General features: G+C 74.1%; 21 protein-coding genes. 14 read left to right on the forward strand and 7 right to left on the reverse strand.

Going from position 1 to position 22,215, the window contains the following annotated elements; all coding sequences use genetic code 11:
- The first annotated feature begins 11 nt into the window (after window positions 1-11).
- Window positions 12-689: a response regulator transcription factor gene (locus tag AB0C87_RS28625; protein WP_345181227.1), complete on the forward strand. Its 678-nt coding sequence runs from the start codon at window positions 12-14 to the stop codon at window positions 687-689.
- Window positions 690-705: 16 nt separating this feature from the next.
- Here AB0C87_RS28625 and AB0C87_RS28630 read toward each other — a convergent pair whose 3' ends face one another.
- Both AB0C87_RS28630 and AB0C87_RS28635 read right to left on the reverse strand, forming a co-directional pair.
- Window positions 706-1,854 (reverse strand): EAL domain-containing protein, encoded by a 1,149-nt coding sequence (locus tag AB0C87_RS28630; RefSeq protein ID WP_345181080.1) that lies wholly within the window; start codon window positions 1,852-1,854, stop codon window positions 706-708.
- A 115-nt stretch (window positions 1,855-1,969) separates the two neighbouring features.
- Entirely contained in the window at window positions 1,970-2,365 is a 396-nt protein-coding gene (locus AB0C87_RS28635; protein ID WP_353834051.1) for an ABC transporter permease, read from the reverse strand.
- A 67-nt stretch (window positions 2,366-2,432) separates the two neighbouring features.
- Between AB0C87_RS28635 and AB0C87_RS28640 the strand changes: the two genes are divergently transcribed.
- Genes AB0C87_RS28640 through AB0C87_RS28650 form a run of 3 tightly spaced genes read left to right on the forward strand, consistent with a single transcriptional unit; the run spans window position 2,433 to window position 4,488 of the window.
- Complete coding sequence (locus AB0C87_RS28640) at window positions 2,433-3,071, forward strand: AIM24 family protein (RefSeq protein ID WP_345181085.1); 639 nt, start codon at window positions 2,433-2,435, stop codon at window positions 3,069-3,071.
- Window positions 3,071-3,724, forward strand: coding sequence for an AIM24 family protein (locus AB0C87_RS28645; protein WP_345181087.1), 654 nt, complete (start codon window positions 3,071-3,073; stop codon window positions 3,722-3,724). Before AB0C87_RS28640 ends, AB0C87_RS28645 begins: the two co-directional genes overlap by 1 nt.
- A gap of 2 nt (window positions 3,725-3,726) precedes the next feature.
- Window positions 3,727-4,488, forward strand: coding sequence for an AIM24 family protein (locus tag AB0C87_RS28650; RefSeq protein ID WP_345181089.1), 762 nt, complete (start codon window positions 3,727-3,729; stop codon window positions 4,486-4,488).
- A gap of 47 nt (window positions 4,489-4,535) precedes the next feature.
- Here the strand turns inward: AB0C87_RS28650 and AB0C87_RS28655 are convergent, their stop codons facing one another.
- Window positions 4,536-5,333, reverse strand: a complete 798-nt coding sequence (locus AB0C87_RS28655) for a VOC family protein (protein ID WP_360580396.1) — start codon at window positions 5,331-5,333, stop codon at window positions 4,536-4,538.
- Between the two features lie 271 nt (window positions 5,334-5,604).
- On the opposite strand from AB0C87_RS28655, the gene AB0C87_RS28660 reads away from it, so the two are divergent.
- The 3 genes from AB0C87_RS28660 to AB0C87_RS28670 all read left to right on the forward strand — a co-directional run bounded on the left by AB0C87_RS28660 (window position 5,605) and on the right by AB0C87_RS28670 (window position 8,504).
- The gene (locus AB0C87_RS28660) at window positions 5,605-7,203 is read left to right on the forward strand and encodes an ABC-F family ATP-binding cassette domain-containing protein (RefSeq protein ID WP_185024763.1); all 1,599 of its coding nucleotides are present in this window, start codon (window positions 5,605-5,607) and stop codon (window positions 7,201-7,203) included.
- A 116-nt stretch (window positions 7,204-7,319) separates the two neighbouring features.
- Window positions 7,320-7,532: a helix-turn-helix domain-containing protein gene (locus AB0C87_RS28665; protein WP_021596738.1), complete on the forward strand. Its 213-nt coding sequence runs from the start codon at window positions 7,320-7,322 to the stop codon at window positions 7,530-7,532.
- Window positions 7,533-7,676: 144 nt separating this feature from the next.
- Window positions 7,677-8,504 (forward strand): enoyl-CoA hydratase/isomerase family protein, encoded by an 828-nt coding sequence (locus AB0C87_RS28670; protein WP_345181095.1) that lies wholly within the window; start codon window positions 7,677-7,679, stop codon window positions 8,502-8,504.
- 51 nt (window positions 8,505-8,555) lie between these two features.
- Here the strand turns inward: AB0C87_RS28670 and AB0C87_RS28675 are convergent, their stop codons facing one another.
- Window positions 8,556-10,484, reverse strand: coding sequence for a Xaa-Pro dipeptidyl-peptidase (locus AB0C87_RS28675; RefSeq protein WP_360580399.1), 1,929 nt, complete (start codon window positions 10,482-10,484; stop codon window positions 8,556-8,558).
- Between the two features lie 206 nt (window positions 10,485-10,690).
- On the opposite strand from AB0C87_RS28675, the gene AB0C87_RS28680 reads away from it, so the two are divergent.
- Entirely contained in the window at window positions 10,691-12,643 is a 1,953-nt protein-coding gene (locus tag AB0C87_RS28680; RefSeq protein WP_345181229.1) for an ABC transporter ATP-binding protein, read from the forward strand.
- Window positions 12,644-12,650: 7 nt separating this feature from the next.
- Here the strand turns inward: AB0C87_RS28680 and AB0C87_RS28685 are convergent, their stop codons facing one another.
- Window positions 12,651-13,622, reverse strand: a complete 972-nt coding sequence (locus AB0C87_RS28685) for a sulfotransferase (RefSeq protein ID WP_345181100.1) — start codon at window positions 13,620-13,622, stop codon at window positions 12,651-12,653.
- A 141-nt stretch (window positions 13,623-13,763) separates the two neighbouring features.
- Here AB0C87_RS28685 and AB0C87_RS28690 point away from each other — a divergent pair, with 141 nt between their 5' ends.
- From AB0C87_RS28690 to AB0C87_RS28705, 4 genes are all read left to right on the forward strand, one after another.
- Window positions 13,764-14,531 carry a Sir2 family NAD-dependent protein deacetylase gene (locus AB0C87_RS28690; RefSeq protein WP_360580401.1) on the forward strand — a complete coding sequence of 256 codons (768 nt, stop codon included), beginning with the start codon at window positions 13,764-13,766 and terminating at the stop codon, window positions 14,529-14,531.
- A gap of 88 nt (window positions 14,532-14,619) precedes the next feature.
- Complete coding sequence (locus AB0C87_RS28695) at window positions 14,620-15,774, forward strand: LD-carboxypeptidase (RefSeq protein WP_360580402.1); 1,155 nt, start codon at window positions 14,620-14,622, stop codon at window positions 15,772-15,774.
- On the forward strand, window positions 15,771-16,661 hold the full coding sequence (locus AB0C87_RS28700; RefSeq protein WP_345181106.1) for a hypothetical protein: 891 nt from the start codon (window positions 15,771-15,773) through the stop codon (window positions 16,659-16,661). Before AB0C87_RS28695 ends, AB0C87_RS28700 begins: the two co-directional genes overlap by 4 nt.
- Complete coding sequence (locus tag AB0C87_RS28705; protein ID WP_345181108.1) at window positions 16,661-17,788, forward strand: glycerate kinase; 1,128 nt, start codon at window positions 16,661-16,663, stop codon at window positions 17,786-17,788. Before AB0C87_RS28700 ends, AB0C87_RS28705 begins: the two co-directional genes overlap by 1 nt.
- Here AB0C87_RS28705 and AB0C87_RS28710 read toward each other — a convergent pair.
- Complete coding sequence (locus AB0C87_RS28710) at window positions 17,785-18,417, reverse strand: hypothetical protein (protein ID WP_345181111.1); 633 nt, start codon at window positions 18,415-18,417, stop codon at window positions 17,785-17,787. The genes AB0C87_RS28705 and AB0C87_RS28710 overlap by 4 nt on opposite strands.
- A 94-nt stretch (window positions 18,418-18,511) precedes the next feature.
- Between AB0C87_RS28710 and AB0C87_RS28715 the strand changes: the two genes are divergently transcribed.
- A complete protein-coding gene (locus tag AB0C87_RS28715) occupies window positions 18,512-19,996 on the forward strand; it encodes a PLP-dependent aminotransferase family protein (protein ID WP_360580404.1) in 1,485 nt (494 codons plus the stop codon).
- Between the two features lie 28 nt (window positions 19,997-20,024).
- Here AB0C87_RS28715 and AB0C87_RS28720 read toward each other — a convergent pair whose 3' ends face one another.
- On the reverse strand, window positions 20,025-20,459 hold the full coding sequence (locus AB0C87_RS28720) for a CBS domain-containing protein (protein ID WP_345181116.1): 435 nt from the start codon (window positions 20,457-20,459) through the stop codon (window positions 20,025-20,027).
- Window positions 20,460-20,656: 197 nt separating this feature from the next.
- Here AB0C87_RS28720 and AB0C87_RS28725 point away from each other — a divergent pair, with 197 nt between their 5' ends.
- Window positions 20,657-22,105, forward strand: coding sequence for an MFS transporter (locus AB0C87_RS28725; protein ID WP_345181118.1), 1,449 nt, complete (start codon window positions 20,657-20,659; stop codon window positions 22,103-22,105).
- The last annotated feature ends 110 nt before the right edge of the window (window positions 22,106-22,215 follow it).

The raw sequence follows: 22,215 nt of genomic DNA on the forward strand, positions 1-22,215 counted from the left end.
GCCGGGACGGCGTGATCGACGTGCTGGTCGCCGACGACCAGGCGGCGGTGCGGGCGGGGCTGGTGCTGATCCTCGGCGCCGCGCCGGACGTGCGGGTGGTCGGCGAGGCCGCCGACGGGGCGCGGGCCGTGGAGCTGGCCGAAGAGCTGCGGCCCGACGTGGTGCTCATGGACGTCCGCATGCCCCGCCTGGACGGCGTCGCCGCCACCCGGCGGATCGCCGGGTTCACCGCCGTCCTGGTGCTGACGACGTTCGACGTGGATGAATACGTGTTCGGGGCGCTGCGCGCGGGCGCCGCCGGGTTCCTGCTCAAGGACGTCGACGCCGATCGGCTGGTGGAGGCGGTGCGGACGGTCGCGGCGGGGGAGGGAGTCCTCGCGCCGGGCGTCACCCGGCGGCTGATCGGCGCGTTCGCGGCCCGGCCGGCCGCCCCGGCGGAGGTGCCGGGGCTGGCGGAGCTGACGCCGCGCGAGCGCGAGGTGTTCGCCTGCCTCGGGGAGGGGCTGTCCAACGGACAGATCGCGGCCCGGCTCGCCATGGCCGAGACGACCACCAAGACGCACGTGAGCCGGATCCTCGCCAAGCTCGGGCTCGGCAGCCGGGTCCAGGCGGCCATCCTCGCCCAGGAGACGGCCGTGACGGGATTCTCCGGCCTTGATCCACATAAGGGATCATCCGGGGCGGTCTAGGCCCCCAGCGGCGGTCTCAGCGCGACATGGCCCGGATCAGGTCGGCCACCCGGACGATGCCGAGGCAGCGGCCGACCTCGTCCACCACGACCAGGTCGTCGTAGACGCGCTCGTCCTCGGCGCCCGCGGCCCGCAGCGCGGCGATCGCCGGGACGGTGCGCGGGACCGGCCGCGGCGGGTCGGCGAGCCGCGCGGCGGGCCGGCGCGCGTGGAGGGCGTGCCCGTAAGCGCCCGACAGGCGGAGCAGGAAGCGCGTCCGGTCCACGGTGAAGCTCGGCCGCTGCCGCTCGTCCACCAGGACGACGCTGGTGGCGCCGGTCTCGGCGTTGAGCACGGTGAGCACCTCGCCGGCGGTCGCCGTCAGCGGCAGCGTCACCGCGGGGAGGGTGAACTCCGACACCCGCGGCCCGAGCCCGGCCCCGGGCCGGGCGGGCGGCTCGTGCCCGCCCGTGACCGGGATGCTCACCGGCATCCCCGGGCGCCAGTCCGGCGGCGCGAGGGCCGGGCCCTGGACGAGCCGGACGCCGGCCTCCCGCAGGTGCAGCACCTGGTCGGGCGTCGTCATGCCGGGCGCGAGCACGTGCGTCTCCAGCCGGTGCGCCAGCTCGACGAGGCTAGCCACGAGCGCCGCGCGGCGCGGGTCGGCGGCCGCCGTCCGGGCCAGCCCGGGATCGAGCTTGAGCAGGTAGGAGGCGCCGTCGACGAGCAGGTCGAGCGGGGTGTGCGCGGAGCCGAGGCCGGACAGCCCGACGAGGTATCCGGCGCGGCGCAGCGCCGCCAGCGCGGCGGCGACGGCCGGGCGCCGCGCGGGCGCGAAGCCCCCGCCGACGCACAGGATGATCTCCTGCGGGCGCCGCCCGGTCTCGCCGAGACCGCGGTGCAGCCCGGCCAGCAGGTCGCCGCCGCTCGCGAGGGTCTCGGCCCGCAGCCCGATCTGCAGCGGCAGCGGCGTGCCCAGCTCGGCGGCCGCGCGCGCGGCCTCGACCGCGCGCCGCACGTCCCCGGACGCGGGGTCGGGCCGCACCGGTCCGCCGGTCCGGTCGGACTCGCCGGCCGGGGCGGCGTGCGCCTCGACGGCGACGACGGCGCCCGTGCCGAGGTCGACCACGGGGTGGAACACGGCCCGGGCCGGGACGAGCGCGTCGAGGGTGTCGGAGGCGGACACAGGCGCATCATGCCGCCCGGGGACCGGCGAAACCGCTTTTGTCAGGAGAAGTTAACCGACTATTCCCGCAGCTCACCCGGCCGGGCGGCCGTCGGTCACCGCCCTCGGCCTCCGGTCACAGCCCGCGGCCGCCGACGACCGCCGACAGCAGGTACGTCACGCCGGCGACGGCCGCCAGCCACACGTAGGCGGTGATGTCGGCGCCGCGCAGGGCCTGCACGACGAGGCCGCCGACGACCGCGACGGTCAGCACGTCGCCCGTCATGGCGGCGGCCCGCAGGTGGGCGCGGGCCCGGGTGCCCGACCCGAACCCCTCACTGAGCGGCAGCGCCGGCTCGTTGCGCCGGTAGGCGAGGTACGCCGCGTACCCGGCCAGCGCGGCCAGCGCGATGAGGGCCGTGCCGGACCGCCCGTCGGCGGCCAGCACGGCCCCGACCACCACGCCGGCGCCCAGGACGAGCCCTGGGACTGCCCACCGGCTGAGACTGCGGCGTTCGGGAGCGATCCACATGTGCTCATCCTTGCCGATCGGCGCACCGGGCGGACCGGCAACGCGCCGGGCGGTATCTTCTCGCTTCGTGGCGCAATTTCGAATGAACGGCTCGAAGATGCTCGCCGTCGACCTCGGCGGCGAGACGATCCGGGCGCTGAACGGCTCGATGGTGGCCTACGAGGGCCAGATGGCGTTCAAGCGGCAGGGCATGACGGGCGGCGAGGGGCTGCGCGGCGCCCTCAAACGCAAGATCGCCGGCGAGGGCATGACCCTCATGGAGATCACGGGACAGGGGACGGTCTACCTGGCGAGCGAGGCGACGGAGGTGACGCTCGTCCAGCTCACGGGCGACACCCTGTTCGTGGAGTCGGAGAGCCTGCTGGCGCTCGACGGGAGCCTGAACACGGGCGTGCAGTTCGTGGGGCTGCGGGGGATGGGCACCGGCCAGGGCCTCGCCACCACCAAGGTCGACGGGCACGGGACGGTGGCGGTCCTGTCGCAGGGGCCGGCCATCGCGCTGGAGGTGACGCCGCAGACGCCGCTCTGCGTCGACCCGCACGCCTACGTCTGCCACCACGGGCAGCTTCAGCAGGACGTGGTCACCGACGTCAACTGGCGGACGGTGATCGGCCAGGGATCGGGGGAGAGCGTGCAGTTCCGGTACCAGGGGCACGGGCTGGTCTACGTCCAGCCGGCCGAGCGCGGCGGGATTCTGGAGATCTGATGCCCGGCTACGAGTCGATCAACTCCAAGATGCTCCAGGTCCGGATCGGACCGGGGCAGGAGGTCTACAGCAAGCGCGGCGCCATGCTTGCCTACACCGGCGCGGTGTCGTTCGCCCCGACCGCCACGGCGGGGCAGGGCATCGGCGGCACGCTCGGGCGCGCCGTCGCCGGCGAGCACAGCGCGATGATGCACGTCACCGGTCAGGGCAGCGTCATGTTCGGCCACGGCGGGCTGCACGTGTCCGTCGTCGAGCTGAACGGCGCCGACACCCTGTACGCCGAGGCCGACCGGCTGCTGGTGCACGACACCACCCTGCAGGTCGGAACCATGTTCATGGGCGAGCAGGGCGGCGTGCGCGGCATCGTGCGCGGCGCGGTCACCGGGCAGGGCCTGTTCACCACGACGCTCACCGGGCACGGCGCGTGCGCGCTGCTGTCACACGGCGGCGTGATGGAGCTGCCGATCACCCCGCAGCGCCCGGTCCACGTCGACCCGCAGGCGTACGTGGCCCATCGCGGCCAGGTGCAGAACAAGCTCACCACGGCGGTGGGGCTGCGCGACCTGATCGGGCGCGGCTCCGGCGAGGGCTTCCAGCTGGAGCTGAGCGGCTCCGGCGTCGTCTACGTCCAGGCCAGCGAGAGGAAGATCTGACCGTGAGCACGTTCGGGACGCGGACCTGGAACCCCACGACCCTGCCGTCCAACGACAACGTCAACCCCTACGCCTTCAGCGTCGACCTCAACGGGCAGTGGTTCGCGCAGAAGGGCAAGATGATCGCCTACTACGGGCAGATCAAGTTCGAGGCGCTGTCGGCCGGCCCGCTGGACTCCCTCGTCGCGCACACCTTCAACTCCCCGCTGTACGCGCAGGACTGGATCGTCGCGCAGGGGCAGGGCAAGCTCGTCCTCGCCGACCGCGGGTTCGACGTCAACTCCTTCGACCTGGAGAAGGGCAACCTCACCGTCCGGGCGGGGAACCTGCTCGCCTTCGAACCGGGCCTGGAGCTGAAGCAGTCGATCATCCCCGGGTTCCTGACCCTGATCGGCACGGGGCGTTTCGTCGCCGCCTCCAACGGGCCCGTGCACTTCGTCGAGCCGCCGATCCGCGTCGACCCGCAGGCGCTGCTCGGCTGGGCCGACTGCCCGTCGCCCTGCCACCACTACGACCACTCCTACATGCGCGGCGCGTTCGGCGCCGCCCGGATGGTCTTCGGGATCGGCGGCTCGTCCGGCGAGGAGCACCAGTTCGACTTCACCGGCCAGGGCACCGTGATGATGCAGTCGTCGGAGGTCGTGATGAACGAGGACGTCCTGCTGCGCGACCTCGAAGGCCAGATCGGGCTGGTCGGCACGTCCGGCCTGCAGCGCCTCCAGCACACGATCACGCAGCGGCTCGCCTCCGAACGCCAGGGCTGACCGCCCCGGGGGCCGGACGGAGCACGTCCGGCCCCCGGGCCGCCCGGTCAGGACTCCGGCTCCTGCGCGGGCTTGATCACCTGGAACGGGACGCCGAAGGGGTCGCGGACGGAGGCCGCCCGCCCGTACGGGGTGTCCTCGGGCTCGGAGTCGACGGCGCCGCCGCCCGCGCGGACCTTGCGGACCGCCTCGTCGGCGTCGTCGACCGCGAAGTACGTCAGCCAGGACGAGACGGGGCCGTCACCCCCGCCGAGGACGATCTCGGATCCGCCGAGGATGCCGCCGGCGTAGCGCCCGTCGCCCGCCCGCCGCAGGACGGTGTAGTCCATGTCGCCCGGCATCGGCTCCAGTTCGTAGCCGAACACCGCCCGGTAGAACTCCCCGGCCGCGGCGGAGTCGCGCGTGACCAGCTCGTTCCACGCGAACGAGCCCGGCTCGTTGACGATCCGCGAGCCGAAGTGGGAGCGGCCCTGCCACAGGCCGAAGTGCGCGCCCTGCGGGTCGCGCAGGACGGCCATGCGGCCGAGGTCCATCACGTCCATGGGCGCGACCACGACCTCCCCGCCCCCGTCGGTGGCGCGCTTGACCAGCGCGTCGCAGTCGTCCGCGGCGAAGTAGACGCTCCACCAGAACACGTCGGGATCGCCCTCGGGGTTCTGCATCATCCCCGCGACGGGCTCGCCGCGCAGGTTGCACATGTTGTAGTGGCCCGCCTCCGGCCCGGCGTCCTGGAACTGCCAGCCCAGCAGGGTCCCGTAGAACGTCCTGGCCCGGTCGAGATCGGGGACGCCGATGTCCAGCCAGTTGGGCGTCCCTTCCGGCGCGTTGCCCGTGACGTGGGTCATCTGCCTCACACTCCTCCGTGCTGGGGACCGTGGCCCCGGTGTCGTCCCGTCGCACGCGCCGCCACTTCCCATCCTGGCCCCGCCCACCGCGTCTACACATCGGGCCCCCGCGGGCGCAGCGATGGCCGGGACCGGCCCGGCTTCACGTACACTGGGCGAATGGTTCCGCTCCCGAACTGACAGGCCGCCCAGCGCGCCCCGGTCACAGGACCGCGCGGCGCGCTTCTTCGTGCCTGTCCACCGAGCCGTCCGTCAGGGGAGCCCTGTCACTGTGATCATCGCGAAAGACATCGAGCTGCGCGCCGGGGCCCGGCTGCTGATCGAGGCCGCCAGCTTCCGGGTCAACCCCGGCGACCGGGTCGGCTTCGTCGGCCGCAACGGCGCCGGCAAGACCACCCTCACCAAGGTCCTGGCGGGTGAGGCGCTGCCCGCGCAGGGCGCCGTGACCTCCTCCGGGACCATCGGCTACCTGCCGCAGGACCCCCGCGGCGTCGACCTCGACGAGCTGGCCCGCGACCGGATCCTGTCGGCCCGCGGGCTGGACGAGGTGATCCGCGAGCTGCGCGCCGCCGAGGAGGCGATGGCGACCGCGACCGGCGCCGGGCGCGACAAGGCCGTCCGCCGCTACGGGCGGCTGGAGGAGCGGCTGCACGTCCTCGGCGGCTACAGCGCGGAGGCCGAGGCCGCCTCGATCGCCTCCAGCCTCGGGCTGCCGGACCGGGTGCTGACCCAGCCGCTCGGCACGCTGTCGGGCGGCCAGCGGCGGCGCGTCGAGCTGGCCCGCATCCTGTTCTCCGGCGCCGACACCCTGCTGCTGGACGAGCCCACCAACCACCTGGACGCCGACTCGATCGTCTGGCTGCGCGACTTCCTCAAGGGCCACCAGGGCGGCCTGGTCGTCATCAGCCACGACGTGGAGCTGCTCGACGCGGTGGTCAACCGGGTGTTCCACCTGGACGCCAACCGCAGCGTGATCGACATCTACAACGTCGGCTGGAAGAAGTACCTCGACCAGCGCGAGACCGACGAGCGGCGCCGCAAGCGCGAGTCGGCGAACGCGCAGCGGCAGGCGTCCACGCTGCTGTCGCAGGCCGACAAGATGCGGGCCAAGGCCACCAAGGCCAAGGCGGCCCAGCAGATGGACCGGCGGGCCCGGCAGCTGCTGGCGGGCGTCGAGGGCGAGCGGCAGGCCGACAAGGTGGCCAAAATTCGCTTCCCGGACCCGGCTCCCTGCGGCAAAACCCCCCTCACCGCGGAGGGTTTGTCGAAATCGTACGGATCTTTGGAGATATTCACCGACGTCGACCTGGCCATCGACCGCGGCAGCCGGGTCGTCATCCTGGGCCTGAACGGCGCCGGGAAGACCACCCTCCTGCGCCTGCTGGCCGGGGTCGACAAGGCCGACACCGGTACCGTCGTGGCCGGTCACGGGCTGCGGATCGGCTACTACGCGCAGGAGCACGAGACGCTGGAGGTCGAGCGGTCCGTCCTGGAGAACATGCAGTCCGCCGCGCCCGGCATGGCGCCGGTCGAGGTCCGCAAGATCCTCGGGTCGTTCCTGTTCTCCGGCGACGACGTCGACAAGCCCGCCGGGGTGCTGTCCGGCGGCGAGAAGACCCGGCTGGCACTGGCGATGCTCGTGGTCTCCAGCGCCAACGTGCTGCTGCTCGACGAGCCCACCAACAACCTCGACCCGGCGAGCCGCGAGGAGATCCTCGCCGCGCTGCGGACGTTCGCCGGAGCGATCGTCCTGGTGACCCACGACGAGGGCGCGGTGGAGGCGCTCGCACCGGAAAGAGTGATTTTGCTGCCAGATGGTGTGGAAGACATCTGGAGTGACGAGTTTGCCGATCTGGTGGCCCTCGCGTGACCTGCGGAGTGACTTCCGCAGATCTTTTCTGGCCGAGTGGGTAGCCGAACCGGCGGGAATGACTGATCATGGCGGGGGATAACGCAGCGGTCACCACATCACTACGGGAGGTACTCGTGGCCGAGACCCTGAAGAAGGGCACCCGCGTGACCGGTGCCGAGCGCGACAAGCTGGCGGCGGACCTGAAGAAGAGGTACGACTCCGGCGAGAGCATCCGCGCCCTGGCAGCCGCCACCGGCCGCTCGTACGGTTTCATCCACCGGATTCTGACCGAGTCCGGCGTCAACCTGCGCGGTCGCGGTGGCGCGACCCGGGGCAAGAAGTCCTGACCGGACACCGGCCCCCGGATGAGCGCACCGCCTGACCCGGCGCCGCGACCGACCGAGTAAGGTTCGGTCGCGGCGACGGACAGGTGCGGGTCCCGCCCCGTGGACGGCGGGGCGGGACCCGAACGCTCATCGGAAGGAAGACCCATGGGGGACGCGACCACGGCCGGCGGGCCGGAAACGGCCACGGCGCCGGAGACGGCGGAGCACACCCCGCCCGGCCTCGACGAGGCGGGCCTGCGGCTGGACGTGGACGGCGCGATCGCGACCGTCACCCTGGACCGGCCCGAGCGGCGCAACGCCATGACGTTCGCGACCTGGCGCGGGCTCGCCGCGATCGGGCGCTCCCTGCCCCCGGACGTGCGCGTCGTCGTCCTGCGGGGCGAGGGCCCCTCGTTCTCGGCGGGCATCGACCTCGGCATGTTCTCCGGCGGGGGAGGCGGCGAAGGGTTCACCGACGGCGCAGACGCCGAGGGAACCGACCGCTTCATCGCCGAGCTGCAGGAGGGCTACACCTGGCTGCGGCGCCCCGACATCGTCTCCGTCGCGGCGGTGCACGGCCACGCCATCGGCGCCGGCTTCCAGCTCGCGCTGGCCTGCGACATCCGCGTGGTCGCCGAGGACGCGAAGTTCTGCATGAAGGAGCCCGCGCTCGGGCTCGTCCCGGACCTGACCGGCACCAAGCCGCTGGTCGAGATCGTGGGGATCGGGCGGGCCCTGGAGCTGTGCCTCACCGCCCGGACGGTGCTCGCCGACGAGGCGGCCCGGATCGGCCTCGCCGAGACCGTCGTCCCGCGCGACGGCCTGGACGGCGCCGTCCGCGATCTGGCGGACGCCCTGCTCGCGGTGAACCCGGGCGCGGCCGCGGCCACCAAGCGGCTGCTGTGGCAGGCCGCGGAGAACACCCTGGAGGAGCAGTGCGCCGCCGAGCGCCGCGAGCAGATCGGCCGCCTCCGCGAGGTCTTCGGCTCGTGAGCGGGCGGGCCGGGGGAGAGGCGCCCCTCGCCCCCGGCCCGACGCGCCGCGCTACCGGAGCGGCTCGCGGCCGCCCGGCGCCAGCGGCAGCAGCACCCTGCTGACGCCCGGCCGCACCTCGACCTTCGTCCCCGCCGGGTAGCGGAGCGTGTAGTCGTGGTCGGTGGACAGAAGGATCACGCCGAGCCGGTGGCCGGCCTTGACCGTGTAGTCGGTCGGTTCGAGGTCCCATCGGAAGGAGTAGGTCCGCCCCGCCTCGATCGGCTCGGTCCGGGCGAAGTCGTGCCGGTTCCGGGCGTCCAGCCACCCCCGCGTGATGATCTTGTAGGGGGCGGTCTCGGTGCGCAGCGCCTGCCGGATCGTGCAGCCCGAGTCGCCCGGCACGCTCTGGCCGTAGCAGACCTCCTCGCCGGTGGTGACGCGCGCGCCCGTGGGACGGGTGTCGGTGCCGTAGTCGACCAGCAGCGCCGTCAGGTACGGCGAGCGGCCGTCGAGCGAGGCCCGCAGCGAGACCGAGGGGATGCCGTCCACCCGGACGGGCTCCGTCAGCGGCCCGGTCAGGTAGGCGAGCCGGTTCGGGTCGGCCTGGCCCTCGTTCGCGAGGAGCTCCTCGGCCGTCCGGGTCCTGCCCGCGTCCGTGAACGACTGCGCCGGACCGGGCCGGGGCCTGAGGCCGAGGGCGCCCGGCTGCCCGGACGGACCCGCGTTGAGGCTGACCGGGACGGTGCGGGTGCCGGGGACGGGCCAGTCCTTCGCCGTCTCCCACGTCCCGTCCGCGTGCTGGACGTCGACGCGCGGCTCGTGCTCGATCCCGTTGCGGACGCCGTACAGGTAGCGGTCGAACCAGTGCAGCGTCTGGCGCAGCCACTCCTCGACCCGCCAGCGGAACGGCGTGGAGTGGTTGCCCTGGTGGAGCCACAGCTTGCGCGGCACGCCCGCTTCCTTCAGCGCGTTCCACCATTGCACGGAGTGCTTGACCTTGACGTTCCAGTCGTTGAGCCCGTGCACGACCATGACGGCGGCCCGCACCCTCCGCGCCTGCCCGACGTAGTCGCGCTCGGCCCACACCGTGGAGTAGTCGCCGGTCTCGCGGTCCTGGGACGCCTCGATGTCCTCGATGACCTTCGCGCAGACCTCGGGGTTCTCGCGGGTCAGCACGGCCTTGGCCAGGACGTCCAGGTCCTCGCCCTGGTAGCCGCCGGGCGCGACCACGCCGCCGCCCGCGCGGTAGTAGTCGTACCAGCTGGAGATGCCCGCGATCGGGACGATGGCCTTCAGGCCCTCGACCCCGGTGGCGGCGGCCATGTTCGGCAGCGTCCCGTCGTAGGACTGGCCGATCATTCCGACGTTCCCGGTGGACCAGGTGGCCTTCACCGGCGCGCCGTCCGGTGTCCAGCCCCGGGCCCGCCCGTTGAGCCAGTCGACGGCGGCCTTCGCGCCCGCCTGCTCGCTGCGGTCCCCGGAGGTCGGGCAGCCGGTCGAGCCGCCCGTCCCGATGCTGTCCAGGTCGGCGACGGCGTAGCCGCGCGGCAGGAAGTAGTTGTCGTAGTAGCCGGGGAAGACCTCGGCCAGGTCGCGCCGCGTGGTGGTGAGCGAGCGGGCCCGGGCGTCGCCGATGTCGACGGGGTGGTTCGGGACGTCGTTGATCCCGGCCCAGTACGGGCTCGGCTCCAGGATCGTCGGGACCTTCAGGCCGGCGGTGTCGGTCTCCCTAGGCCGCATGATCCGCAGTTGCACGCGGTCCCGCACGCCGTCGCGGTCGCTGTCGGCGGTGGTCTCGATGTTCACGGTCTGGGTGACGGCGTCGGCGCGGGAGAACACGGGCTGCGTCTCCCCGTTCCGCACCGTGACCTGGTGGGCGCCCGGTGGCCGGGGCGCGGACCTGGTGGGCCCGGCCGCCGCGGCGGGCAGCGCGGAGGCGGCGGCGAGCGCGGCGGTGAGGGTGATCACGCCGACGCCGCCGGTGAGGCGTCGTCTCATCGGGGCTCCTGGGGGGTGTGAGCCGGGAAGTGGAGATCACGGTTACACCCCGGGAGCGGCTTGTCCAGAGGCGTGTTACGCCGTGAGCGGAGCCGGGAAGACGGGCGGGCGGGGGCGCGTTGTCCACGCCGGATACTGAGATGCTTACTTGATTACGTACTTGATTACGTCGACGTCTACCGGAGGCGCTCGTGGGAATGCCGGGAATGTCGGGCAACGGCTGGCAGGTGATGGCGTCCTTCCGCAAGGACAGCTCCGTCACCCGGCAGAAGCTGGCGCCCGGCACGGTGGGGCGGATCGCGGGCTACGCCCGGCCCTACGTCCGCGAGCTGGTGGTCTTCCTCACGCTGAACTCGCTGGCCGCGGTGATCGTCGTCGCCAACCCGCTGCTGCTCAAGGGGATCATCGACCGCGGCATCGTGCCGGGCCGCTCCGACGTCGTGCTCTGGCTCGCCGCCGCCGTCGCCGGGCTCGCCCTGGTGGAGGCCGTGCTCGGCCTCGCGCAGCGCTGGTACTCGGCGCGCATCGGCGAGGGGCTCATCTACGACCTGCGCAGCCAGGTGTTCGCGCACGTCCAGCGGCAGCCCGTCGCGTTCTTCATGCGGGCGCAGACGGGCTCGCTCGTCAGCCGCCTCAACAACGACGTCATCGGCGCGCAGCGCGCCCTCACCACCACCCTGTCGTCGGTGGTGTCCAACGTGATCAGCCTGGTCCTGGTGCTGGTGACGATGCTCATCCTGTCCTGGCAGGTCACGGTGATCGCGCTGCTGCTGCTCCCGATCTTCATCCTGCCGGCCAAGTGGGTCGGCAGGCGGCTGCAGCGGGTCAGCCGCGAGCAGATGGTGCTGGACGCCGAGATGGGCTCGCTGATGACCGAGCGGTTCAACGTCGCCGGGGCCATGCTCGCCAAGCTCTACGGGCGTCCGGCCGAAGAGGAGGAGAACTTCTCCGGCCGCGCCGCCCGCGTCCGCGACGTCGGCATCGTCGCCGCCATGTACGGGCGGGTTTTCTTCACCGCCCTGACCCTGGTCGCCGCGCTGGCCACCGCCATGGTCTACGGCGTCGGCGGCTACCTGGTGGTGGACGGCAGCTTCCAGCTCGGCACGCTCGTCGCGCTCGCCACCCTGCTGACCCGGATGTACGGGCCGCTGACCGCGCTGTCCAACGTGCACGTGGACGTGATGACCGCGCTCGTCAGCTTCGACCGCGTGTTCGAGGTGCTCGACCTGAAGCCGCTGGTCCGCGACCGCGACGGCGCCCGGGAGCTGGCCGAGGCCCGTGCGCCGTCCGCCAACGGCTCGGGCCCGGCGTTGTCGAAGGCGCCGTCGATCGAGTTCGACCACGTCCGGTTCGCCTACCCGTCGGCGGACGAGGTCTCGCTCGCCTCGCTGGAGTCGATCGCCCGCACCGACACCGCGCCCGGCCGCGAGGTGCTGCACGACGTCGACTTCACCGCCGCGCCGGGGCAGCTGGTCGCGCTCGTCGGGCCGTCCGGCGCGGGCAAGTCGACGATCACGCACCTGGTGTCGCGGCTGTACGACGTGTCCGCCGGCGCGGTCCGGATCGGCGGCGTCGACGTCCGCGACGTCACGCTCGAATCGCTGCGCGCCGAGATCGGCGTCGTCAGCCAGGACGCGCACCTGTTCCACGACTCGATCCGCGAGAACATGCGCTACGCCCGCCCGGACGCCTCCGACGAGGAGATCCTCGCCGCGCTGGAGGCCGCGCACATCGGCGGCCTCGTCGCCGAGATGCCCGAGGGCCTGGACACCGTCGTCGGCGACCGCGGCTACCGGCTGTCGGGCGGGGAGAAGCAGCGGCTCGCGATCGCCCGGCTGCTGCTCAAGGCCCCGGCGGTGGTCGTCCTCGACGAGGCGACCGCGCACCTGGACTCCGAGTCCGAGGCGGCCGTCCAGCGGGCCCTGCGCACCGCCCTCGCGGGCCGGACGTCGCTGGTGATCGCGCACCGGCTGTCCACGATCCGGGAGGCCGACCAGATCCTCGTGGTCGACGGCGGCCGGGTCGCCGAGCGCGGCCGGCACGAGGAGCTGCTGCTGGAGGGCGGCCTGTACGCCGAGCTCTACCGCACGCAGTTCTCGCACCAGCGCGACCAGGGCCCCGAGGAGGAGCGGCGGGCCGAGCCGCTCGGGGCCGAGTAGCGGCCGCTCAGGCCTCGGAGCCGAGCGGGTAGCCGAGCCGCCGCAGCTCGGTGCCCGCGACCTTCTCGACCTGCGCGGCCTGCCGCGGGGTGAGGCGCTCGCGCCACACCCCGACGCCCGGTTCGGCGGCGTCGCGCGCCCCGGCCCGCACCAGCCCCGTCAGCGCCGACTTCGACAGCGGCGCGTCCAGGTACTCCGCCAGTTCGGCGCCGACGCGGCGCGGCCGGGCCACCAGCTCCTCGTAGCGGACCGTGGCCAGCTGCTCCTCGGGGACCTGGAGGCGGAGCCTCGCGCTCAGCCGCACCGACCCCCGCCACCGCATGGCGCACTTCACGGCGGCCGCCGCGCGCGGCCACCGGCTCCGGTCCGTGTGGTCCTCGACGCCGAAGAACGGGTTGGGGAACACCGTGTCGAGGTTGGCCAGGCCCGGCTTGAACCAGGCCAGGCAGCGCTCGTCGGCCAGCATGTCGGCGACCACGTCCCGGCCGTCCCGGATCACCTGGACGAGCTGGGCGTCGGGGAAGGCGTCCAGCAGCACGTCGGCGCTGTAGATCAGGTCGGGGGAGGCGTCGGCGTACCGGGCGAGCCCCTGCGCCTGCACGCACGGACCGGGCGGCTCCGGGACGGGGCCGGGGGCCGGACCCTCCGGCCCGCCCGGCGGGCGCGGCGGCAGCCCGCCCATCTCGCGGCACTCGTCCGGGCACTCCCCGCAGGCCCGCGCCGACACCTGCCACGCCTGCGCGTACGCGTCACGCAGGACGCGGGCGGCGCCTTCCCCGCGCTCGGCGATCGAGGGCTGGCGGGCGAAGGCGTAGGTGACGCGCAGGACGTCCGGCCGGCCCGTGGTCAGGTGGAAGCCGGGGGAGCGCTTGACCGCGCGCGCCAGCAGCTCCGCACCCGAGTGCGGCGCGCCCAGGATGAACACCGGGCGGCGGACCTTGGTGCCGTTGATCACCAGGATGTGCGGCGTCGACCTCATAACCGGGCCAAGTTTGTCACCTTTTGAGGGCCGGTCGGTCCGTGACCCTCCGTAAGGACCCGCCCGATACCCATCCGTTAACCGGCGCGGCCCCTCCCTTCACCGGGACGGGCCGCGCGGCGCTGGTCCTACCATGGTGCGGTGGACGCTCCCCGCACGCTGGCCCGCCTCCTGCCGGAGGCCGAGGCGATCACGGCGCTCACCGGCGCCGGCATCTCGACCGACAGCGGGATCCCCGACTTCCGCGGTCCGAACGGCGTCTGGACGCGCGACCCGTCGGCGGAGGCGATGTCCACGATCGGCTCCTACCTCGCCGATCCGGAGGTGCGGCGCCGCGCCTGGCGGGCCCGGCGCGACGCCCCCGTCTGGGAGGCCGAGCCGAACGCCGCGCACGCCGCGCTGGTCGAGCTGGAGCGGGCCGGACGGCTCCGCGCCCTGATCACCCAGAACATCGACGGCCTGCACCAGCGCGCCGGATCCTCCGAGCGCGCCGTCATCGAGATCCACGGGACCGCGCGCGAGGCCGTGTGCCTGTCCTGCGGGCTGCGCACCCCGATGCCGGAGATCATCGCGCGCGTCGAGGCCGGGGAGGCCGACCCGCTCTGCGCCGAGTGCGGCGGCATCCAGAAGTCCGCGACGATCTCTTTCGGCCAGGCCCTGGACCAGGACGTCCTCGACGCGGCGATCACCGCCGCGCGGTCCTGCGACCTGTTCCTGGCGGTCGGCACCTCGCTCACCGTGCAGCCCGCCGCCGGGCTGTGCCTGGAGGCGGTCGACCACGGCGCCCGGCTGGTGATCATCAACGCGGAGGAGACCCCGTACGATGGGCTGGCCGACGCGGTGCTGCGCCGGCCGATCGGCGAGACGCTGCCGCGCCTGGCCGGCCTCGCGCTCGGCACGGGGCGATGATCTGTTGGCGGGTCGTGACCGGTCGCCCCTTCCACTGGGGTCCGGATCCTGACAAGCTCTATCCGTCGCGGTGCGAGGAGGGATCGGGTTGAACAGCGGGGGCGCCCGCGCGGTGGCGGCCCACGGGTCGCCGGACGCGCCCGCCGTCGGCACGCCCGGCGGTGTGGAGCACGCGCGGAAGGCCCGCAGGTACGCGAGGTTGCGGCCCGGCGACCGCGTCGCGGTGGTCGCGCCCAGCGGCCCCGCCGACCCCGCGCGGCTGGAGGCGGGCTGCGCCGTCCTGCGCGACCTCGGCCTTGACGTCGTGGTCGGCAAGCACGCCCTCGACCGTGTCAACCTGGGCCCGGCGGGCCCGGTGCGCGGCGACTGGCACCGGCTGGCCGGAACCGACGCCGACCGCGCCGCCGACCTGCAGGCCGCCTGGTGCGACCCGCGGGTCCGCGCGGTGGTCTGCGCGCGGGGCGGCTACGGCGCCACCCGCGTCCTCGACCGTCTCGACTGGGACGCCCTGCGCGCCGCGACCGAGGCGTCCGCCGCCACCGGCGGCGGGCCGAAGATCCTGCACGGCTCCAGCGACATCACCGCGCTGCACGGCGCTTTTGGAACGCGCCTGCGGATCACGACGTCCTTCGGCCCCATGCCCGCGGGAGTGATCGCCGATCTCGACCCGGCGGCGCAGGACGCCTCCCTGGAGTCCCTGCGCACCGCCCTGTTCGGCGGCGCCGCGACGTCGTCCGCGGCGTCATCGGGCTCGGCGCCCGCCGTGCTGCCCGGCACGCGCACGCTGCGGCCCGGGCGCGCGGAGGGCCCGCTGACCGGCGGCACCCTCTCGCTCCTGGCGGCGGTGCTCGGCACCCCGTACGCGCCGCCGCCCGCCGCGGGCCGCGTCGTCTTCCTGGAGGACGTGACCGAGGCGCCGTACCGGATCGACCGGATGCTCGTCCAGCTCCTCCAGGCCGGCTGGTTCGACGGCGCCGCCGGGTTCGCGCTCGGCTCCTGGAAGGACTGCGGCGACCCCGCCGAGCTCGACGCGGTGTTCGCCGCAAGGCTCGGCCCGCTCGGCGTCCCGATCCTCGCCGGCCTCTCCGCCGGGCACGGGCCGCGCCAGCACACCCTGGAGCTCGGCGCCCCCGCCGTGCTCCACGCCCCGGCCCCGCCGGGCCACGACCCCGCACATCCGCACCCCGCCGTGCCGGACACCGGCGCGCTCACCCTCGAAGCGCCCCCGGGAGGTGCGCGATGAGCGGCCGCCACGCCCGTCCCGATCCGTGGGACGACGGGACCCTCGATTCCCTGCTCGTCCTCGTGGCCGAGAGCCTCGGCTACCGGTGCAGCCGGGTGCCGGGCGAGATCATGCTGCTGGAGGGCGCCAACAGGCTGCACGTCAGCCTGCGCGACCTGCGGCAGCTCGCGCGGCTGGTGCCGCGCGACGACTGGCCCGCGCTGGTCTCCGACCACGTGACCACGATCGTCACGGCGATCGAGGAGCCGCTGGACCTCAGCGACTTCGACCTCGCCCAGCACCTGCTGCGCACCCGCATCTACCCCGCGGAGGCCGACAACGGGGTGCTCGCGGCCCGGCCGTTCGCGCCCGGCCTGATCGAGGTGGTGGTGGTCGACACGCCCACCACCGTCCGGACGGTCACCACCGAGGAGATGGGCGGCTGGCCGGTGTCGGGCGACGCGCTGTTCATGCTCGGCCGCGCCAACGTCCGCGCCGACGGCCCGCTCCAGATGGACGAGCAGGACCTCGGCGGCGTCCGCGTCTCCGTCCTGCACGGCTGGACGTTCTACGCCGTCACGCACCTGGCGTGGCTGGAGGAGTACCTGCCGATCGGCCCGTACGGCGCGCTGGTCATCGCGCCCAACCGCAGCCTCATCGTCGCCCACCCGCTCCGGATCACCGAAGGCCACCCGAGGGCGCGCTACCGCGAGGCCGTGGCGGCGGCGACCGAGCTCCAGGCGCAGGCGCACCGCGCCTACGAGGAGGGTCCCGGCTCGCTCAGCCCCTCCCTGTACTGGTGGCGCGCCGGCGAGCTGACCTGCCTGGAGACCCGTTACGAGGGAGACACGCTGGTCCTGCCCGAGGAGTTCGCCTCCGTGATCGCGACGCTGGCGGCGGAGCGCTGATGAAGGTCGTCATCGCCCCCGACTCGTTCAAGGGAAGCCTGTCCGCCGCCCAGGTGTGCGCCGCCGTCGAGGCGGGCGTCCTGCGCGCCGCGCCCGACGCGCGGGTCGCCGCCGTGCCGATGGCCGACGGCGGCGAGGGCACCCTCGACTGCTTCCTCAGCGCCCGCGGCGGCGACGCGGTCGAGGTCGCCGCCACCGACCCGGTGGGGCGCCCGGTCAAGGCGCGCTACGCGCTGTCGGGCGACGGGCGCTCGGCGGTGGTGGAGCTTGCCGCGGCGTCCGGGCTGCCGCTGGTCGAGGACGTCCCGCCCGACCCGATGAACGCCGGCACCGCCGGCACCGGCGAGCTGATCGCCGACGCGGTGCGGCGCGGCGCCCGCGACGTGCTGGTCTGCATCGGCGGCAGCGCCAGTACCGACGGCGGCGCCGGGCTGCTGCGCGCCCTCGGCGTCCGCTTCCTGGACGCCGCCGGCGGGGAGCTGCCGCCGGGCGGAGCAGCGCTCGCCCAGCTGGCGTCGATCGACGACTCCGGGGTGCCGGACGAGGTCCGCGCGACCCGGTTCCGGGTGGCCTGCGACGTGACCAACCCGCTCGTCGGGCCGGACGGCGCCGCCGCCGTGTTCGGCCCGCAGAAGGGCGCGTCCCCCGGCCAGGTCGCCGATCTCGACGCCGCCCTCGCCGTCTTCGCCGACGTGGTCGCCGCGCGCGGCGGCCCTCGCGTGCACGACCTGCCCGGGGCCGGTGCGGCGGGCGGCACCTGCGGCGGGCTCGTCGGCCTGCTCGGCGCCGAGCCGTCCGGCGGCGCCCTCCTGGTCGCCGAGGCCGTCGGCCTGCCCGCCGCGCTCGACGGCGCCGACCTCGTCGTCACGGGCGAGGGACGGGTGGACGGGCAGAGCGCCGGCGGCAAGGTGGTCTCCGCGGTCGCGTCGCTCGCCCGGGACCGCGGCGTCCCGTGCGTCGCCCTGGCCGGCGGCGTCACCGGCCCGCTGGAGGAGCTGCACGCGCTCGGCCTGACCGCCGCGTTCAGCCTCGCCGACGGCCCCCGCACCCTGGAGGAGCTGAAGGCGGGGGCCGCGCCCCTGCTCACCGCCGTCGCCGAGCAGGCGGTCCGCCTGTTCCGCGGCTAGCAGGCGCCTGCGGGTTCGGGTTCTGGTTCGGGCGCCGGTGCGGGCGTGCGGGCCCCCACGGTCAGCCGGGGCAGCAGGACGTGCGTCAGGGGTCCGATCGCCACCGCGTAGAGGACCGTTCCAACACCGACCGTGCCGCCGAGCAGCCAGCCGACGGCCAGCACGGCCAGCTCGATCGTCGTCCGGACCACCCGGATCGAGTGGCCGCGCGCCGCGAGCCCCGTCATCAGCCCGTCCCGGGGGCCCGGGCCGAGGCCGGCGCCGATGTAGCAGCCGGTGGCGAAGCCGCCCACCAGCACGGCGGCGATCAGGAAGGCCCAGCGTCCGGCGAGCGCGCCGGGGGCGGGCAGCAGCCACAGGAACAGGTCGGCGAAGACGCCGACGAGGACGACGTTGCTGACGGTCCCGATGCCGGGCCGCTGCCGCATCGGGATCCACGCGAGCATCACGACCGCGCCCGCGATGATGATCCACGCGCCCATCGACAGGCCGAAGCGCCGTGAGAGCCCCTGGTGGAAGACGTCCCAGGGGTCGTTGCCCAGCCCGGACGACACCTGGAGGGCGATTCCGAGCCCGTACAAGGCCAATCCAACGTAGAGCTGCACCAGGCGGCGCACCATCAAGGCCATTTCGAGCTTCCCCTCCGCTGCCGGCCATCGTTTCGGACCACCTTGCCCCCGAGTGGACTGGAATCGGTAGAGCCAATGTGCGAAAGTGGCCCGTATGAGCACGCGCTACGTGAGCGGCCCGCACCTGGCCCGGCTGCTCGGGGACGTCTCGGGCGAGCGCCCCGTCTACGCGGCGGTGGCCCGGTCGCTGCGCGCCCTCGTCCTGGACGGCAGGCTCGCGCTGCGCACGCGGCTGCCCGCCGAACGCGACCTGGCCGCCGCCCTCGGCGTCAGCCGCACCACCGTGACGACCGCCTACGACCGGCTCCGCGACGAGGGCTACGTCCAGAGCCGGCAGGGCGCGGGAAGCTGGACGGCGCTGCCGCCGGTGCGCATGTCGTCGGCCGAGCCGCCCGGCGCGCCCGACGGCGGGGCCGTCCCCGCCGGCCACCGGTACGGCATGGCCCACCCCGCACCGGACGACCCGTCGTTCATCGACCTCGGCTGCGCCACCCCCGGCGCCCCCGCCATCTTCGAGGAGGCCGTCGCCGCCGCCGTCGACGAGCTGCCCCGCTACAGCTCCGGCCCCGGCTACGAGCCCGCGGGGCTGGCGAGCCTGCGGCAGGTCATCGCGGACGGCTACACCGCGCGCGGCGTCGCGACCCGCGCCGACCAGATCGTCGTCACCACCGGCGCGCAGCACGCGTTCACGCTGCTGACCCAGCTGCTGGTGGAGCCGGGCGACGCCGTGATGGTCGAGCGCCCCACCTACCCGCACGCGCTCGGCGCGCTGCGCCGCCGCGGGGCCCGGCTCGTCCCCGTCGGCGTCAACGAGGGCTGGGACGTCGAGCTCGCCGCCGGCGCCATGCGGCAGGCCGCCGCCCGGATGGCGTACCTGATCCCCGACTTCCAGAACCCGACCGGGTACGTGATGGGGGCGGGCGACCGGGCCGGGATGGTCGACGCGGCGCGGCGCGCGGACGCGTTCCTCGTCGCCGACGAGACCTTCGCCGAACTCGCCCACGACCCCGACGCGCCGCGCGAGCCGCCGCTGGCCTCCTTCGACGCGGGCGGCCGGGTCGTCACGATCGGCTCGGCCTCCAAGCTGCTGTGGGGCGGGCTGCGGATCGGGTGGATCCGCGCCACCGCCCCGCTGGCCCGCCGCCTCGTGCTGGCCCGCGAGCCCCTCGACATGGCGAGCCCCGTCCTGGACCAGCTGATCGTCCGGGAGCTGCTGCTGCGGGTGGAGGAGGTCCGCGCCGAGCGCGCCGAGAGCCTGCTGCGCGGCCGCGACGCGCTCGCCGGGGCGCTGCGCGAGCTGCTGCCGGGCTGGGAGTTCCGGCTCCCGGACGGGGGCATGTCGCTGTGGGCGAGGATCGGCGCGCCGATCGCCTCCCGGCTCGCCGAGGCGTCCGAGCGGCTCGGCGTCCGCGTCGTCGCGGGCCCGGTGTTCGGGGCGGACGGCGTGCTGGAGGACTACGTGCGCCTCCCGTACGTGCTGCCGCCGGACACGCTGCGCCTGGCGGTGCGGCGGCTGGCCCTCGCCCAGCGCGAGGCCGAGGCGGCGCCGGCGGCCCGGCCGCTGCCCGCCTACGTCTGACCGGGCCCGGCGCCGCGTCGGGCGGGCGTCAGGGAGCGCGCTGGATGTAGTCGACCAGGTGCTCGCGCTCGCTCTCCAGCTCGTCGATGGCGCTCTTGACGACGTCGCCGATGCTGACGATCCCGACGAGCCGGCCGTCCTCGACGACGGGCACGTGCCGGAACCGGTGCTCGGTCATGGCGCGGCGGAGGTCGTCCACCTGGTCGCCGGGGCCGCAGGTGCGGACCTCGGCGGTCATGATCTGCGAGACGGGGTGGTCGAGCAGCGCCGCGCCGTGCTCGTGCAGGCGCCGCACCACGTCCCGCTCGGACACGATGCCGGCGATCGAGGCGCCGTCGGGCGAGACCACCGCCGCCCCGATGTTGTGCTCCGCCAGGACGGCGAGGAGCTCTCGCACGGTGGCGTCGGGCCGCACCGTGGCCACCGCGTCTCCCTTCCTCCGCAGGATGTCGCGAATCCGCATGCCTCACGCTCCGGTGCCGGTTTCGGACCCGGGGGACGGCGGCCGCCGGGGGCGGGGGCCGCTGGCCGGGCCTTGGTCCTGCCAAAATCGCATGTTCCGGCTCCCAGCGAAACCCCCGGTCCGTGAACCCTCCCGGTCAGGCGACGGCATAAGGGCGGCATAAAAGCCGTAGATCGGGAACCAAGGGATGCATGTCGATGACGGCGGAACGAACCATCGAAACGGATATCCCGGCCCGGCTCGACCGGTTGCCGTGGTCACGCTGGCACTGGACGGTCCTGGTCGGCCTCGGCGCGGTCTGGATCCTGGACGGCCTGGAGGTGACCGTCGTCGGCGTCATCGGCCCGCGGCTCACCGACGCCTCCGGAGGGCTCGGGCTCACCGACGGGCAGGTCGGGCTGGCCGCGTCCATCTACGTGATCGGCGCCTGCCTGGGCGCCCTGTTCTTCGGGCATCTGACCGACCGGTTCGGGCGCAAGAAGCTCTTCATCGCCACGCTCGCGCTGTACCTGGCGGCGACGGTCGCGACCGCGTTCTCGTTCAACCCGATGTGGTTCTACGCCTGCCGGTTCCTCACGGGGGCCGGCATCGGCGGCGAGTACGCCGCCATCAACTCGGCCATCGACGAGCTGATCCCGGCGCGGGTGCGGGGCCGGGTGGACGTGGTGGTGAACGGCTCGTTCTGGATCGGGACGTCCATCGCGGCGGCGCTGTCGATCCCGGTGCTGAACGGCGACCTCGTCCCCGAGGACCTCGGCTGGCGGGCCCTGTTCGCGCTCGGCGCCCTCCTCGGCCTCGGCGTGCTGTTCGTCCGCCGGATGGTCCCGGAGAGCCCGCGCTGGCTGTTCATCCACGGGCGGGAGGACGAGGCCGAGCGCGTGGTGGGCGGCATCGAACGGGAGATCACCGAGGAGACCGGCGAGCCGCTGGAGGACCCCCGGCAGAGCATCCGGGTCCGGCAGCGCCGCGTCGTCTCGTTCGGGGAGATCGTCTCGACGGCGGTGCGGCGCTACCCGCGCCGGACGGTTCTCGGCCTCTCCCTCTTCATCGGGCAGGCGTTCCTCTACAACGCCGTCTACTTCACCTACGCGCTCGTGCTCAGCACGTTCTTCGACGTCCCCGACGCCAAGGTCGGCTACTACCTGATCCCGATCGGGATCGGCAACTTCCTGGGCGCGTTCTTCCTCGGCAAGCTGTTCGACACGGTCGGCCGCAGGACGATGGTCACGGCGTCCTACGTGGTCTCCGGCGTGCTGCTGATCGGCACGGGGCTGCTGTTCCGCGCGGATCTGCTCGACGCCTGGACGCTGACGGCCTGCTGGTGCGCGGTGTTCTTCTTCGCCTCCGCCGGCGCGTCGTCGGCCTACCTCACGGTCAGCGAGATCTTCCCGATGGAGACCCGGGCGATGGCGATCGCCGCGTTCTACGCGGTCGGGACGGGCCTCGGCGGCGTGATCGGGCCGGCGCTGTTCGGCCGCCTGGTGGAGACCGAGAAGGTGGCGAACGTCGTGAACGGCTACTACCTCGGCGCGGGGCTGATGATCGCCGCGGGGCTGGTGGAGCTGGCCATCGGCGTCGAGGCCGCGCAGCGCTCCCTGGAGGACGTGGCGGAGCCGCTCTCGGCGGAGAAGGCCGCGACCGCCTGACCCCCCGCCCTGTCGCGGGTCCGCCCCCCCCGCAGGGGGGGGGGTGGCGGGACATCGCGCCCCGCGGCGCGGGGGGGGCGGGGCCGCGGCGGGGGGGAACAAAGAGGCCG

Origin of the sequence: Actinomadura sp. NPDC048021, from assembly GCF_040653135.1 — a bacterium.
In the GTDB taxonomy this organism is placed as follows: domain Bacteria; phylum Actinomycetota; class Actinomycetes; order Streptosporangiales; family Streptosporangiaceae; genus Spirillospora; species Spirillospora verrucosospora.